Source organism: Bartonella sp. MR30HLJHH (assembly GCF_042194195.1).
GTDB classification, from domain to species: domain Bacteria; phylum Pseudomonadota; class Alphaproteobacteria; order Rhizobiales; family Rhizobiaceae; genus Bartonella; species Bartonella grahamii.
In genome coordinates, this window is sequence record NZ_JBHIMO010000001.1 from 29,701 (window position 1) to 45,748 (window position 16,048).

The window sequence follows — 16,048 nt, forward strand, 5'->3', positions numbered from 1 at the left end:
ATTTCATCTCCATTTATGCTGAATCAAACACAATTTCGACCATTTTTGTAAATGAAGCGTTAATTAAGCAATTTTTCGTAAGCGCGCAGCGAAAAAACCATCCATTCCTAAAAATGCGGTTTTCTCAGCATCAAAATTTTTATGACAAAAATCCGCAGGCGTTGTACGTAACATCCCCCCACAAAGCAAATGTGCCAGTGCTCCCATTTCCTCTGGATAAATAGGTTCTAAAACAATGTCATTGCGTGTCGATAAAATTTTTTCAATAAGATCTTCACCTTCTTCTCTAGCCAATGAACAATTGGAAAAAACAATCCGTCCCCCCACCTTTACCAAAGAAATTGCTGCGACAAGCAAATCATGTTGCAACGCCGCTAACTTGACGATATCATCCCTCGATTTCGTCCATAAAATATCTGGATGACGACGGATCGTTCCAGTAGAAGAACAAGGAGCATCGAGAAGAACCGCATCAAAAAGCTGTGTGGGATGGAAATTTCTCACATCGCCCTGCCAAATGTGAACTGAAAAATGAAGCCGTTCCATATTTTCTTTTAAACGCTTTACGCGGTTAGCAGAAAGCTCAATTGCTGTCACCTGCGCTCCTTGCAAAGCCAATTGTGCTGTTTTTCCCCCAGGGCTTGCACAAAGATCAGCAACTCGTTTACCCCGAAGTGTTCCTAGTAAACAAGCAGGCAACGATGCAGCAAAATCTTGAACCCACCAAGTTCCTTCACTATAGCCTGGTAAATCAGAAACAGAACACTCCAGACGATTCAATCGAACAGAACCATTGGGCAACACCAAACCGCCAAGCCTTTCAGCCCATCCAACACTATCAGATTTCACTGTCAAATCAAAAGGGGGTTCTACACTTTGAATTGCTATAATCTGATGCGCCTTTTCTGTTCCATAAGCTGACATTAAAAGCTGTCCAAACCACGCTGGCACACTTTCAATGGAAGGAATTTGTTGGCGTAAAGACACCGCCTCACGTGCAATATTGCGTAAAAGAGCATTCACCACCCCTGAAAAACGGCGCATTCGAGGGTCAAGTTTCGCCACACGCACAGCTAAATCAATAGCCGCATGATCTGGAATATCAAGATAAAGAATTTGTGCAACACTGATATGCAAAAGATGCTGGAGTGAAAGTGCTTGTGAAGGCAAAGGACGCGCCAAAAGGCGTGAGAGAGCTGCCGTAATCGGCCCTCGATGACGCAATGAAGCTGTTAAAATAGCCCGACATAACAAACGATCTCGTTGTGAAAGCTGTAAATATTGTGGATGTCCGTATTCATTATCCGTCAAACCAGACAGCGGCGTGTGCTTATCAACTACCGCCCCCAAAAGACGCACACACACCTGTCGAACAGCTAATCCTGGAACATTTTTTTCAGACACATGCCCCGCTTTTTTGTGTTTCAAAACACCACCTTTATATCACTTTTTCCTTAAAAACTCCCTCAGTAACTCTATGAACGAGATCTTTTTGAATTTTCATAACGAAGCCAAGAAGGACGTTTTGTAACACGCTGAAAAGAACTGTTTTCTTGCTCACCTAATGCACGAGCCCGACCACTATGAAAATCTCCATAGTTCATCCCGTTGCTTTTTTCATGTATAGTGTCTTCTTTACTCCATCCCACACTTTTGGCAAGAGCCCTTTTCATCTCTTCTGCTTGCTGATAAAGAGCAGCAATACGGTTTGCAGTTGCTGGATGTGTAGAAAAAAGACTATCCGCTCCCTCACCGCTCAAAGGATTAATAATAAACAGATGCGCGGTTGCTGGATTATGTTCTGCTTCTTCATTATATACCCCACGTCCCCCATCAGCAATCTTACGCAATGCCGAAGCCAACCATAAAGGATTACCACATATTTCAGCCCCTCTCCGATCCGCAGCATATTCACGTGTACGACTAATCGCCATTTGCACCAGCATTGCTGCAAAAGGTGCCACGAGCAGTGCAATAAATCCTCCAATTGCCCCAGCGCCATGAGAATCTTCTGAAGAGTTACGCGGTCCTCCCATAAAGAAAGCAAAATTACCAAGCATTGAAATTGCCCCTGCAATCGTTGCGGTTAGAGTCATTGTTAAGGTATCACGATGCTCAATGTGTGCGAGCTCATGCGCCATAACACCGGCAATTTCCTCTGAACTCAACCGCTCTAACAACCCAGTACTTGCAGCAACAGCAGCATTTTGGGGATTACGTCCCGTCGCAAAAGCATTTGGCTGTGCATTCTCAATAACATAAACCTTTGGTTGAGGAAGAGAAGCTTTTTGCGCTAAATCGCTTACAATCTTATAATAAACTGGTGCTGAATGCTGATCAACTTCACGCGCCCCGTACATGCGTAAAACAATTTTATCCGAATTCCAATAAGAAAAAAAGTTTAAACCACTTGCCATCAAAAGAGCAATGACCATGCCACCGCCCCCTCCAACAAGATAACCAACTCCCATAAAGAGAGCAGTTAAAAAAGCCAAAAGCATGGCTGTACGCATTATATTCATTACTCAAAAAACTCCATGATAAAAGTTAATTAATACTATATGATGGTGTTTTCTTTCTGCTTCTTCAATGGAATAGGTGTAAAATGAATAAAAAAGTTGAGAAAACAAGCAAAAAAAATGCAACTGTCGTTAAACAGCAATCTCTTTCTCCCGCAGCACAACGCGCCCTTAAAGAAGCTGAAGAAAGGCGAAAAAGCGCAGCACAAAAAGAACAACCTTTAGAAAACGGCGGACGCGGCGGCAAAGACCCTTCCCGCTATGGAGACTGGGAAATTAAAGGCCGCGCTATTGACTTTTAAAACCATTGATTTTTAAAAAACCAGCGCTGTTTAAACAAGAAGCTTTTTAAACAAAATCCGTTTTTATCTATCAAAAACGGATAATAATTTATTTTTCTAAAGCTTTTAAAAACACGTTGATTAAACAATCATGCTTCTCATGCTGAAGCAGATTCTGCTTCAGCCGCTGCCGCTGCTTCTTCTGCCGCTTGCTTTGCTGCTGCTATACGTTCTTGTGCTTTTTTACCCGGTTCACCTTTATGTGGATTATTACGGGTTGGACGCTTTTTCAAGCCAGCTGCATCTAAAAACCGTAAAACGCGATCTGTTGGTTGAGCCCCTTGCCCAAGCCAATATTGGATACGTTCTTCATTAAGTTTTACCCTCGGTCCATCTTTAGGCAACATTGGATCCCATGCACCAACACGTTCAAGAAACCGCCCATCGCGCGGACTACGAACATCTGCAACGACGATATGATAGTAAGGACGTTTTTTTGAACCTCCACGGGACAAACGAATTTTCAATGCCATATTTTATCTCCTATTGTCAGCTCTGACTTTCGTTTAAATTAATTTTTTTGTTTTTTGCTCTTCAGCAATAACTTCATGATGACGCACAACTTCTTTAATAATAAATTTTAAAAATCTTTCAGCAAAATCAGGATCAAGATGACTATCTATAGCCAATTGCCGCAAACGCGCTACCTGATATTGCTCACGCAGAGGATCTACTTTAGGCAAATCATAACGCGCCTTTAAGCGCCCAACAGCTTTCGTACAACGAAAACGCTCTGCTAAGATATGAATCAAAGTTGCATCAAAATTATCAATAGATGCTCGTAAATGTGCCAATTCGTTTAATACTGTTTCCTGCATCATATTCCTTTCCTCTTTACATCTTATTTTTTCTTAGGATGCTGAGAAAATTTTCCCCTATCAGCAATGTCATTGGAAAGACCAGGAAATGTAGGTCCACGCTTGGGAAGTCCGGGCAAGAGCTTCCCTCCATTACCATTTTCAATTTGCTTTTGAAGTGTTGAGAATTGCTTTGGATCCAATCCCGACAAATCAGGCATAGCTGAAGAATTCCCCCCCAAATTTCCCATACCACCAAAAGCCATTTTGGAACCAAGTCCTCCCAACACTTTTCCCATCAAACCACTTTTTCCTTTACCACCCATAGCTTTCATCATATCAGCCATTTGGCGATACATTTTCAAAAGTTTATTAATATCAGCTGCCGTTGTACCAGATCCCTTAGCAATTCGTTGTTTGCGGCTATGTTTTAAAAGCTCTGGATTTGCCCGCTCTTGCGGTGTCATAGATGAAATAATGGCCAATTGACGATCAAACAAACGATCATCAAGCCCCGCAGCCGCAATCTGCTCTTTGACCTTCCCCATTCCTGGTAACATGCCCATAATACCGCCCATTCCACCCAGTTTTTTCATTTTCTGCAACTGTTCTGCAAGATCATTCAGATCAAATTTTCCGGCTTGCATTTTTTTTGCAAAAGCAGCAGCTTTCTCCTGATCTATTGTTTCAGCAGCTTTTTCAACCAAAGAAACAATATCCCCCATTCCGAGAATACGATCAGCAATACGACTGGGATGAAACTCTTCTAAAGCATCTATTTTTTCACCAGTTCCAATTGCTTTAATTGGTTTTCCTGTAACAGCACGCATAGAAAGAGCAGCGCCACCACGCCCATCACTATCCATTCGTGTTAAAATAATCCCTGTAATCCCTACACGCTCATCAAAAGAACGAGCAAGATGAACGGCATCTTGCCCTGTCAAACTATCAGCCACCAACATAATTTCATGAGGAAGGGAACATGCTTTAATTTCAGCCAATTCGAGCATCAAAGCTTCATCAATATGATTACGTCCTGCTGTGTCAAGAAGAAGCACGTCATAACCACCCAATTTAGCAGCCTGCACGGCACGTGATGCAATATCAACGGGCAGCTGTCCCGCAATAATAGGCAAGCTTGCAAGTTTCGCCTGTTCTCCCAATTGGCGCAACTGCTCCTGTGCAGCGGGACGACGTGTATCTAATGACGCCATAAGAACTTTTTTATGGTGCTTATCAGTGAACCGTTTCGCAAGCTTTGCTGTTGTAGTTGTTTTTCCGGAACCTTGCAAACCAATCATCATGATAACAACTGGAGCTGGTGCATTTAAATCACTCAGAACGCTTTCATTTCCAAGAATATGAACCAATTCATCATGAACAATTTTAACCACCATCTGGCCTGGTTTAATTGATTTAACGATTTCGGCCCCAACGGCTTTTTCCCGAACCCTATCGGTAAAAGAGCGTACAACATCAAGAGCAACATCAGCTTCCAATAAAGCGCGACGAATTTCACGCAGCGCCTCTACAACATCCTGATCCGATAAAGCGCCACGTCCCGTCAAATGAGACAGGATAGAACCAAGTCGCTCTTGCAAGGATTCAAACATCATTTACCTCATTGTTGCATAACAAACAAACCAAAATAGCATCCGAGAACGCATCGCGCCGTCGGATGTTGACCTCTGAGATCTCTTTATACCCTTAAACTGGGGTCTCAGTCGGTGGCTCCAAGTTAATTTTGTCACTGAAAGCTTGCTCCTTCAAACAATAAAACCCCAGCTTTGTCAAGTTTTATCATAAAATGTCTTTTTATACGAAGAAATAAAAACAGCAAATACTATACTTCAAAACTTTCAACTTCAACACGCATAAAACAACCTGTTTCCTGTTCCATACTCCATAATTTCCCGCTAGAGATATCAAACCAAACCCCATGCAATGTCAAAAAACCTTGATCTTTGCGAAGCTTTATCCACGGAAACGTCTCTAAATTTCTCAACGAATGGCGAATAGAAAGCTGCTCTAATGCCGTCTGTTTTTCTGGCCAAGACAGCGACTTATTATTCAAAACGATTTCTGCTGCTGGTGCTAAGAGACTTATCCATTGACCAATAAAATCATTTGATGATAAAGCTTTACACGTCTCCTTAAGAGCAGTACGAATGCCTCCACAATGGGCATGACCAAAAACGACAATATGTTTCACCTCGAGTAATTGCACAGCATATTCAAGAGCTGCTGATGTTGCATGATATTGGTCATCAGGAGAAAAAGGAGGAACCACATTTGCCACGTTGCGCAAAGTGAAGATTTCCCCTGGCTTAGCATCAAAAATCATTTCTGGCACTGCACGCGAATCACAACAAGCAATGACCAGAACTTCAGGTTTCTGCCCTTCAATCGCCAATTGCTTATAATGTGCTATTTTATATAAAAAATGATTGTTTATAAAATTTTGGTAACCACTTAAAAGTCTTGCTGGTAAACGCGCCATTCTCTCTTTACTTCTGCTTCTTTTTTTACTTTCATTTTGTATATTTAAAAAAACAAACTATTAACATACAAAAATACTAAAAATGCCCTTTCCTTGACGCAAAATATTTCTTTAAAGTACAAACTATTACTAAAAAATAGCAAAAACAAACTCATTCTTTCCAAATAAAGAGTATTTTCTTCAGGAAGAAGGTGTTACAGTACACAAAAATATGATGGTCTGCTTTTAAAAAAAGAAGAGAAGACCCTTAAGAGCAAAAAGGGAGAGTGGATGTGTTGCAACCAAAAAAAACAGAAACAAAAAACACCCAAGATAAAATAGAACAAATCCTTTTTTCTCAAATCGATGAAGAAGACATTGTTTATTACGAAAATAAAGAGCTTCAAAAAGCCGCAGCTGTCGCAGTAAAAGCTTTTAATCTCCATCAGACGGGAAAAAATACTATCTACTTTGAACAAAATTTGACCCGTAATAACAAGCCTATAACCGCTATCACGCTTGTCAATGATAACAAACCCTTCCTTCTCGATTCCATTTTAAATGTTTTCAATCAACACAAAAACCATATCTATTTGATTGCGCACCCTATTCTTGATTGTGCTTCTGGAAAACGCATCAGTCTGATGCAAATTCACATCGAGTCATTAAACAAACAGCAAATACAAAAACTTGAAAATGAACTCACCTTAGTTCTTGAACAGGTTAATGCTGCTGTACAAGACTGGAAGCCTATGCTTGAAGAAGTTAAAAAGCATATTCATGCCTACCAAATAAGTCTTCCCCCGCACTACAAACAAGAAGGCGAAAAAGCTATTGAATTTCTTCACTGGCTAATGGACGATAATTTCATTTTCCTTGGTATGCGCACCTACAACTTCATCAAAGACCAAAAACCCCTAAAATCCTTTACAGCAAGTAATATTGAACTTGGTATACTCACGGATGCTTCTATTCATATTGTTGACGATGAAAGTATGAAAGAACCTCCCCAAGAAATTTTATCCTTTATGGAAAGCGATAACCTACTGATTGTGACGAAAGCCAATAGCCGTTCAAAAATTCACCGTCCTGTTTGGCTCGATTATATTGGTCTTAAAATCTTTGATAAAGAAGGCAAGCTGTGTGGAGAATTACGCATTGTAGGATTGTTTACTTCCTCAGCTTATACACGCTCTATCTCACAAATCCCGTTCTTAAAAGAAAAAGCCAAAACCATTATTCAACGTCTTGGATACAATCGCGCTGACTATTCTGGAAAAGCGCTCGTCAGTGTTTTAGAAACTTACCCTAGAGATGAAATGTTTCGCTCTGACATTGATACATTGACAGAAAATGCCAAACTTATTATGCAATTAGACGAACGTCCACGTCTACGGGTACTCGCCCATATTGATTCTTTTGGACGCTTTGTTTCTATCCTCGTTTATGTACCTCGTGACCAATATAGCAGTAATATTCGCGAAAAAATTGGCGAATATTTTGTCGAACTCTATCAAGGTGATTTTTTTGAATCCTATCCACTCTTCTTAGAAAGCACACTCATCCGCGTTCATTATATCATCCATCGCAAAGGGAACGAAAGCGCTCCTGTTGTTGAGCGCACAGTACTCGAACAAAATGTTCGTTCCATAGTACGAAGTTGGGAAGACAGTGTCCAAACCATAGCTCTTAACCGCAAAGCAACAGACCAACAAATGCGTTTAGCTAGCCAATTTCCCAATAGCTATCGCGACTTATTCTCGGCGAACGATGCAATTGAAGATGCAGGTCATATTCTCAGTCTTAACGATAAAAAACCTCTTTTCGTTACTTTTTATCACACACACAACAAAGAAAAACGAAGCATTTCTCTCCGGCTCTTTCATCACCATGAAGCACTAGCCCTTTCCAAGCGCGTACCACTGCTTGAAAATATGGGATTTCGGGTCATTGCTGAGCAAACTCTCGAATTACCAGATGGTAACGGACACTCTGTATATCTTCATGACATGCAACTAGAAAGCGCCTTCCAACTCTGTATTGATTTCGACAAAAATGGTCAAAAGCATGCCGAAACATTCGAAGCAATTTGGTCCCAAGATGCTGATAATGATGCCTTTAATGCTTTAACTCAAACAGCTGAACTTAATTGGCGTGAAATTGTTATTTTACGCCACTATGGACGCTATCTCCAACAAACTGGAATTCCATATTCACAAGAACGCGTTGCCCAAACTTTAAACGCCTATCCTGATATTACCCAAGATCTTTATGCTTTGTTTTATTTGAAATTCCATCAAAGCCATACAGAAAAAGAACGAGAAAAAAACCAACAGGTCATTCAAAAGCGCATTGAAGAAAAATTGCAGAAAGTATCAGGTTTAGATGATGATCTCATCTTACGGCGTTATCGTAATCTTATCAATGCGAGTTTACGAACCAATGCCTTTACGCCTCTTGACGATGGTAGTCCACGACGTATTTTAGCAACCAAGTTAGATCCACGCCAAATTGAAGGGTTACCTGAGCCGCGCCCTTATCGAGAAATTTTTGTTTATGGACCAGAAGTTGAAGGCGTTCATTTGCGCTTTGGTCCTATTGCACGTGGTGGAATCCGTTGGTCTGACCGTGCATTGGATTATCGCACTGAAGTGCTTAGCTTAGTTAAAGCCCAACAGGTTAAAAACGCGGTTATCGTCCCTGTCGGTGCAAAAGGTGGATTTTATCCTCATCGCCTTCCCCAAACCAATGACCGTGCTGTAATCATAGAAGCCGCACGACAAGCCTATATTGACTTTATCACAGCTTTACTTTCCATTACTGATAATCTGATCAACGATAAAATAAGTGCTCCGCATAACATCATCTGCCATGATGCCCCTGACCCTTATTTTGTTGTTGCCGCAGACAAAGGCACAGCAACTTTTTCTGATACTGCCAACGCCATCAGCCAAGCAAATCACTTTTGGCTCGATGATGCTTTTGCTTCTGGAGGATCAGCAGGCTATGACCATAAAGCCATTGGAATTACCGCCAAAGGTGCATGGGAAGCTGTCAAAAGACATTTTAGAGAATCTTTCAATCACGATATTCAAACAACCCCTTTCACCTGTATCGGTGTTGGTGATATGTCTGGTGATGTCTTTGGCAATGGAATGCTTCTTTCCAAACAAACAAAACTTATTGCCGCTTTTGATCACCGCGATATCTTTATTGATCCAGATCCAAGCATAGATGAAAGCTATGCAGAGCGGATGCGCCTTTTTAAACTTCCTCGCTCCAGCTGGCAAGATTACGATCAAAGCAAATTATCAAAGGGCGGTGGTATCTTCTCACGAAAAGAAAAAACCATTACTCTCTCACCTGAAGCAGCACAAGCCATTGGTTTCGAAAAACAAACAGGAACACCCTTTGAAATTATCTCTGCTCTTCTCAAAGCCCCTGTTGATCTTTTATGGTTCGGCGGCATTGGTACTTATATCCGTGCTGCAACAGAAAGTGATGCCCAAGTAGGTGATCGTGCAAATGATGCAATACGCATTACCGGAGAGCAAGTGCGTGCAAAAATTATTGGCGAAGGGGCTAATCTTGGCGTTACACAACGTGGACGGATTGAATATGTCTTAAATGGTGGTCGATGCAATACGGATGCCATTGACAATTCTGCTGGTGTGAATTGTTCTGATATTGAGGTCAATCTCAAAATTGTTCTTGCATCAGCATTACGTGCCAAAACGTTAACCCGCGAAGAACGCAATAAACTCTTGAAAACAATGACACCCCAAGTCGAGCAACTCGTCTTGCGTAATAATTATCTACAACCCCTTGCCCTTTCTTTGGCGGAAAACCAAAGCACTACTGATTTGCCCTATCAAATACGCTTTATGCACGATTTGGAACAAAAAAAGCTTCTAGATCGTAGAGTTGAAATACTCCCTGATGAGCAAATTTTACGACAAAGAACAACCCAAGGCAAAGGTCTTCTCCGTCCAGAGCTCGCCGTTATTTTTGCATATGCTAAATTAACCTTAAAAGAAGAAATTGCTAATAGCCCCATTGTTGATGATCACTATTTCAATACAACCTTGCTGAACTATTTTCCAACACAAATTCAAGAAAATTTTAAGAAGGAAGTCATTAACCATCAATTGCGTCGTAATATTATAGCAACACTGATTGCCAACGATATTGTAAATCGTGGAGGCCCTACTTTTGTTAATAGACTACACGACGCAACAGAACAAAAAGCTGAAAATATTATTCGCGTTTTCATTGCCATTCGCGATGGTTTTGAAATTCCTCAATTGTCTGAGCAAATTGATAAGCTTGATAATAAAATACCCGGTCTTGTCCAAAACAAATTCTACGCAGCAATGACCCCAATGCTCTTTGAAACAACCAATTGGGGTTTACACAACATAGATCCCTCACGTCCGTTAGAAGAAATTGTAAAAACAATAAAGCAAGCCCGTAGCGTTATTGAAAAAGAGCTTATGCATTCTCACGACAACGATATTAAGCAAAAGATTGAAGAAAAAGCAGTACAATACAGCGAAGAGGGAGCACCAAAAGCTTTAGCGGAACAATTAGCTCTCTTGGAAGCTGCTTCAACAATCTGTGATATTTCTTTAATTGCAAAAAAAAGCAACAGTGATCTTATTAAAACCGCAGAGATCTATTTTTCACTTGCGCAAATCATTCGTATAAACCGCATTAACGAAGCAAGTCGTATAATTCCTGTAGTAGATTATTATGATAGTATGGCTTTAAGCCAAGCCAAAGAAAATGTTTCTGAAAGCTTACGGCAAATCGTTATGAAAATCCTCAAAAATTATGGAAAGAAAAAAGATTCTTTTGACACTTGGAAAAAAACAGAAGAAGATCATATTCACAGCATTACAAACCGCATTAGTGCCCTTATTGAAAATGATCTTAATATTTCTCGTTTTACTTTTGCAGCAGGATTGATTTCTCAACTACAAAATACTGGCTTTAAAACCTAAAGCAAATACAAAACGACCCATTCAATCTCCCTTTCTATCTATCCATGACTAATCAGTAAGGGAAAAACGGAAGCGCTATCTCGCATTTTTAGACAAAGCACTTAAAATAAAAAATAAATTCAAATTTTACTGTCAAATATCCTTCAACATAAAAATATAATATATTGATTTACAATCATAATTTTATTATTTTTATGTTGAAGGAGAAGTTGATATTCTAAGTTTGTCTCATTTCAAATCTGTTTATATTCAATCAATTAAACGCATTTCCCCTTGCATATTGCAAATAGGAAAACCGTATAGATAAAAAACCTTAAAGAAAGAACTAAATGCCCCTCATAAACCACCTCAAGTGCCAAAAGCTGTAGAAACATTAGGAGTGGGCAAATATAAATATGATAGCGCCCCCCTTCTGGTTTCTTACTCCATAAGCGAAAAGATAGTGGTGCTTAATGGCTTTATCATTATACCATTCATAGGCAACATCATGAAATAGGAAACACTGAGAAATATTTTTTTAACAAATGCGTAAAATCAAATAAAAAATGACAGTAAAGACGGACATCTATTTTCCCCTTTACAACTTCATATTCTCATCTAACTAGGCTGTTTACCTATTTCAAAGGTTACCCTAAACAGATATATGCAATATGCTCATTCCATACATAAAGAAAAAAGTTTCTAACACAGCACCACACCACCTGTATAAAAAGGCAATTCAGCATACTTTAAAATGCCACTTTTTCCACACAAACACTGTTGCTATATGTCGTTTGACATAAGATTTTGTACTAAGTGAAAAGAGGTGGGATTAGGTAGGAGTAGGTAGTAATTTTTTATTTTTATAGCTATTTTTTACCATTAAATACGCGGTTTGTTAAAATAGATTTTGACACTCTAAAATTGCCAAAAAGTGTGAAAATCAGAAAAAATAGAAATTTGGTGGTAAAAATGAAAAAAGGCTTGGGTATAAAACCTAAAGTGGAGCGAGACGACCAAGTTTTAAAAAACCTAATTTTACCCACCCATTGTTAATGAGCAAGGGGAGAACGGGAGCGCCATCGGCATTTTTAGGCAGTGCACCCAAAATAAAAAATAACGCTTGAAGATTATTGTCCTGCGCGGGAAATAAGCGCTGCAAAGTGTTAAGAAGCTTCATGGGCTGAATATGGACAAGTTCGAATTCTGCTGTCAAATATCCTTCTTCATCAAAAGAAAAAGGTCCACTAATACGTAACCCACCGCCTGTATGAAAAGTCAATTCACCTTGCTTTAAAAGCCCACTTTTTCCATACAGTCGCTGTTGCCAATTTTTTCCTTCATCTTCAGACAAAAAAGAGATGTCATTTAAAATCACTTTCAAGTTACCATCAATTTTTGGGACATCAACAAAAGAAGATGTAAAAACCAGAGAAACATCAAAACCGTCAAAAGTTATATTTCCCAATAAATCATTATTTTCATGTTTCAGATCAAAGCGCAAAAATTCTGCCGTTATTTTTTGAGGCGTATCTTTTGTCTCTAACGGCTGAGTAATCATGTCATGCGTATTTTGCAAAGATGCCTGATCTTCTACATTTTCCTGTGTCGTTTTTTTATCTGTTGTTTGTGCTCCTAATGCTTCTTGAGGTTTTTTATCTTCAAGGGAAGAGGAAAGTGGTGAAATTTCAAGCCCTTCAGCTATAAACTTCAATGTTTTACCCGTTTTCCAATAAGGTCCTGTTTCAATAACCAAATTGCGCCAACGCGATACTATAGAAGTTTGTCCGGAAAAAACAATGGATGCAGGAGAATGAACATTAAACTCGACCAAATGAGGTGCATAAATTGGTGCACCAGCCGTCAAACGCCCCGTCGATAAAGAAACCCCATGTAAAGGCCAAGAAAATTGAAAATTGTCGCAAACAACACCGATACGTAAAGGATAACCATCCTTGCGCACATTCTCACATACCGCCGCCATATTATAGGAAGACGCTTTTGCAAATATATCAGAAACTTGCTCTTCTATTTTACGTGAAAAAAAAACCAGAGTGCGCTATAAATAAATATCAGAGCAAGACAAACGAGCCCACAAATTAAATAGCTCAAAGAAAATCTCTTTTGTGATGACGGTATTTGAAAGGATTTAGACAACATTAAAACTTTCTTTATCTCTTAACTTCCTCCCCACCCTAAAAAGGACAAAGATTCTTAACCACAGTCAGTTTATAAACAATCCAACTTCTTAATCGACCGGATTTTATCTACTGATCACTTCAAGTGAGTTCCTATACATCGTTCTAAAGTACAGTATCTCATAAGTCCACCCACCAAGATCTTTTTAAGAAAATCCGTTACACTTTCTAACAAAAAATACCTCATGTGTAAAGTTTTACATGAGTTTTCTATCTCTCCCTTAAACGATACTGTTTTACAGCACAACAAGAACGATAATGAATAGTGTTTCTAACACTCACACAAATGCGGGCGGTACACAAAAAATCTGTCGTAATGCACCTTCAAACCATTGGCTTAAAGCTTGATCATAAATTAAACGACCTTTCAAATGTGCACAAGCAGGTTGAGCACCTTTTTCAGTCAATTTATGTGCCGAACGCACGACCAAACGCCGCATCATAGCACGTGTAAACTCAGCATGAAATTGCAAACCCCATGCATTGTTTCCATAACGAAAAGCTTGTGTAGGATATGTATGCCCTGTTGCCAAAAGCATTGCCTCTTTCGGTAAATCATAAATACCTTCCTCATGGAAATGGTAGACCATTTCTGGCCAATTCATCAATTCCTTCCCTTGAGAGGTTGCTTCTAGTGGATACCAGCCGACTTCTACAGTCCCATCACTTCTTGTACCAACGCGCCCCCCTAGATTTCGCGCTAACATTTGTGCTCCAAGACAAATACCCAAAAAAGGCTTATTTTCCTTTAGTGATAACGAAATCCAATCAATTTCCTCACCAATATAGGCTTCGCTGTCATTCACACTCATCGGTCCCCCTAAAATAACAACACCGGCATAATGCTCTAATGTATCAGGGAGTTTTTGTCCAAAAATAGGACGATAAATATCAAGAACAAAACCATTTTGTTGTAAAAATTTTCCTAAACGACCAGTATAGGTAGACCGCCGATGAATAACAACAGCAATCCTTGGTTTGTTATTTTTTTGTTTTTTATCAAGACATCTCTGATTTAAAAACATTTTTTAACCAATCACCTCTGCAACTAAGCAAAACTTCATTTTTAAAGCATAAGAGAATAATTTTATTGGACAAGACTAATGATGTTTTTTCTTCTAGGTTAATTATTTCTTCTTAGAAAACACTCATATATCACATTGGCGCAATTTAAAATAAACGAAATTTTTTCCTCGATAAAGATGTTTCTTCTTCTGTTTTCACCCCTGGATCATCAACATTTAAGTGAGTTTGACTGAACATTTTTACATCTTGTTCTTTTATATCTTGTTTCTCCACCTGCACATTATGCAAAAGAGAATCGTCTATAGGTGTTAATCTTTCAAGCTTCTTATCTTCAACACCATCACTTTTTCCCATAACATACTCTTTGCCTTGCTTTTTCGGCACAATATTGTCCGCCTCTAATGTGAGAGAAGGCATACAGGGAGGCGCCTTCCATTCAAAACCGCCCAAACGTCCACTGATTGGAGAAACCGCTGACCAAGAAGAAAAAATGGACCCATCACACATCCATACTGGATCACGTTCAGCACGAAGTGCTAAAGAAAGCCATTGACGCACAGCACCTTGATTGTTTCCCTGTGCCTCTTCAATATCTGCCAACAATAAATAAACACTTTCCCGTGGATGACATTGTAATGCTTTTTTTGCCTGCTCTCTCGCTAATGCTGTTTCACCAGCATCTAAAGCTGCTTTAGCAATAAGGAAAGCCGATTCAAATGCATCTTTATTATAAGAAGCAAGTGTCCTAGCCCTTTTCAATCGCCCAATAGCTCCTTCTTCTCTTTCGAGATAAAGCGCCGCCAAATCAGGATGAGGATCCTTTTGCCAAGCCGCTATAATCATTTTATCCGCTTTACGCGTTTCATTTAACTTATAAAGAATATCAGCAGCAATAACTATTATTGGAACAAAATCAGGTGCCAATTTATGGGCTTTCAAAATGGCTTCACGTGCGTGTACAGGATGTGTATCAAACAAAGAAAGTGCCTGCCCACTTAATAGTAAAACCTGTATATGCTGCCGCTCTGGAGTCGCGCGAACAGAACGCGGAAGAGCTTTTTGCGCTCTTTCAAAAATAGTAAGTGCCTTATCCCATTTACCCTCAGTACTTAACCGATCAAGCACCGCCTGATGCGCCCATAAAAGTGCTGGCGATAAAGTCAGCGCCTCTTCGGCATATTGTTGCGCTGCCTCATAAGCTTTACTCTTCATCGCTTCACGAAACAAACCATAAAGTCCAACCAATTTTGTCGAATCTTCCTTTCTCATCCCCTCATAAAGACCGATGGCGCGAACAGAGTTATTTTGTAAAGACAAGGTTTGCGCTTGTAAGAGTTTTACCAATGGCTCTTGTTTTCCTGCAAGATATTTAGCAACCTGTGCTTCCATTTTTTGCGCAACCATACTATCACCAGCAAAAGTTGCAAGAATCCCCTTTGAAAGAGCTTCATAACCGCGCTTTTGATTGCGTTTATACAAATAATTGGAAAGAGCACGCGGTAAGGAAAAAAAGAAAGACAATAACCACCATAAAAGCACCAGCGTTACAAAAAGCAAAATAAGCACACTTAACACTGTAAGCAATGAAGCAGAAAATCTGAAATGCAAAAATGTAAGAACAAAAATACCATTGTGATTAGCAACCCACGCGAAAGCTAAACCGAGGATACAAACAACAAAAATATAAATAAAAACACGTATCATCT

10 protein-coding genes and 1 pseudogene are annotated in these 16,048 nt (G+C 39.6%); 2 read left to right on the top strand and 9 right to left on the bottom strand.

The features are described 5' to 3' along the window. Window positions 1-63: 63 nt before the first annotated feature. Together ACFIKR_RS00150 and htpX are read right to left on the bottom strand one after the other, a co-directional pair. Window positions 64-1,428 (bottom strand): RsmB/NOP family class I SAM-dependent RNA methyltransferase, encoded by a 1,365-nt coding sequence (locus tag ACFIKR_RS00150; protein WP_375658360.1) that lies wholly within the window; start codon window positions 1,426-1,428, stop codon window positions 64-66. Window positions 1,429-1,475: 47 nt separating this feature from the next. Beyond that, window positions 1,476-2,522 (bottom strand): zinc metalloprotease HtpX, encoded by a 1,047-nt coding sequence (gene htpX, locus ACFIKR_RS00155; RefSeq protein WP_375658361.1) that lies wholly within the window; start codon window positions 2,520-2,522, stop codon window positions 1,476-1,478. Window positions 2,523-2,605: 83 nt separating this feature from the next. On the opposite strand from htpX, the gene ACFIKR_RS00160 reads away from it, so the two are divergent. Then, on the top strand, window positions 2,606-2,821 hold the full coding sequence (locus ACFIKR_RS00160; protein ID WP_375658362.1) for a DUF1674 domain-containing protein: 216 nt from the start codon (window positions 2,606-2,608) through the stop codon (window positions 2,819-2,821). Window positions 2,822-2,958: 137 nt separating this feature from the next. On the opposite strand, the gene rpsP is transcribed toward ACFIKR_RS00160, so the two are convergent. From rpsP to ACFIKR_RS00180, 4 genes and pseudogenes are all read right to left on the bottom strand, one after another. Further along, the gene (gene rpsP / locus ACFIKR_RS00165) at window positions 2,959-3,333 is read right to left on the bottom strand and encodes a 30S ribosomal protein S16 (protein WP_273787601.1); all 375 of its coding nucleotides are present in this window, start codon (window positions 3,331-3,333) and stop codon (window positions 2,959-2,961) included. Between the two features lie 16 nt (window positions 3,334-3,349). Next, a pseudogene (locus ACFIKR_RS00170) lies at window positions 3,350-3,678 on the bottom strand (chorismate mutase). Between the two features lie 23 nt (window positions 3,679-3,701). Then, window positions 3,702-5,270, bottom strand: coding sequence for a signal recognition particle protein (ffh, locus tag ACFIKR_RS00175; protein ID WP_375658505.1), 1,569 nt, complete (start codon window positions 5,268-5,270; stop codon window positions 3,702-3,704). A gap of 230 nt (window positions 5,271-5,500) precedes the next feature. After that, window positions 5,501-6,157, bottom strand: coding sequence for a carbonic anhydrase (locus tag ACFIKR_RS00180; RefSeq protein ID WP_375658363.1), 657 nt, complete (start codon window positions 6,155-6,157; stop codon window positions 5,501-5,503). 272 nt (window positions 6,158-6,429) lie between these two features. On the opposite strand from ACFIKR_RS00180, the gene ACFIKR_RS00185 reads away from it, so the two are divergent. Continuing rightward, a complete protein-coding gene (locus ACFIKR_RS00185; protein ID WP_375658364.1) occupies window positions 6,430-11,139 on the top strand; it encodes an NAD-glutamate dehydrogenase in 4,710 nt (1,569 codons plus the stop codon). Between the two features lie 976 nt (window positions 11,140-12,115). Here the strand turns inward: ACFIKR_RS00185 and ACFIKR_RS00190 are convergent. From ACFIKR_RS00190 to ACFIKR_RS00200, 3 genes are all read right to left on the bottom strand, one after another. After that, entirely contained in the window at window positions 12,116-13,171 is a 1,056-nt protein-coding gene (locus tag ACFIKR_RS00190) for a DUF2125 domain-containing protein (protein ID WP_375658506.1), read from the bottom strand. Window positions 13,172-13,594: 423 nt separating this feature from the next. Continuing rightward, on the bottom strand, window positions 13,595-14,341 hold the full coding sequence (locus ACFIKR_RS00195; protein ID WP_375658365.1) for a glutamine amidotransferase: 747 nt from the start codon (window positions 14,339-14,341) through the stop codon (window positions 13,595-13,597). 145 nt (window positions 14,342-14,486) lie between these two features. Further along, window positions 14,487-16,046 (bottom strand): heme biosynthesis protein HemY, encoded by a 1,560-nt coding sequence (locus tag ACFIKR_RS00200; RefSeq protein WP_375658366.1) that lies wholly within the window; start codon window positions 16,044-16,046, stop codon window positions 14,487-14,489. Window positions 16,047-16,048: the final 2 nt, after the last annotated feature.

Excerpts from the sequence above, each read along its gene's own strand:
- htpX (WP_375658361.1), bottom strand. The coding sequence starts at position 2,522 with ATGAATATAATGCGTACAGCCATGCTTTTGGCTTTTTTAACTGCTCTC.
- ACFIKR_RS00160 (WP_375658362.1), top strand. The coding sequence starts at position 2,606 with ATGAATAAAAAAGTTGAGAAAACAAGCAAAAAAAATGCAACTGTCGTT.
- rpsP (WP_273787601.1), bottom strand. The coding sequence starts at position 3,333 with ATGGCATTGAAAATTCGTTTGTCCCGTGGAGGTTCAAAAAAACGTCCT.
- ffh (WP_375658505.1), bottom strand. The coding sequence starts at position 5,270 with ATGTTTGAATCCTTGCAAGAGCGACTTGGTTCTATCCTGTCTCATTTG.
- ACFIKR_RS00180 (WP_375658363.1), bottom strand. The coding sequence starts at position 6,157 with ATGGCGCGTTTACCAGCAAGACTTTTAAGTGGTTACCAAAATTTTATA.
- ACFIKR_RS00195 (WP_375658365.1), bottom strand. The coding sequence starts at position 14,341 with ATGTTTTTAAATCAGAGATGTCTTGATAAAAAACAAAAAAATAACAAA.
- ACFIKR_RS00200 (WP_375658366.1), bottom strand. The coding sequence starts at position 16,046 with ATGATACGTGTTTTTATTTATATTTTTGTTGTTTGTATCCTCGGTTTA.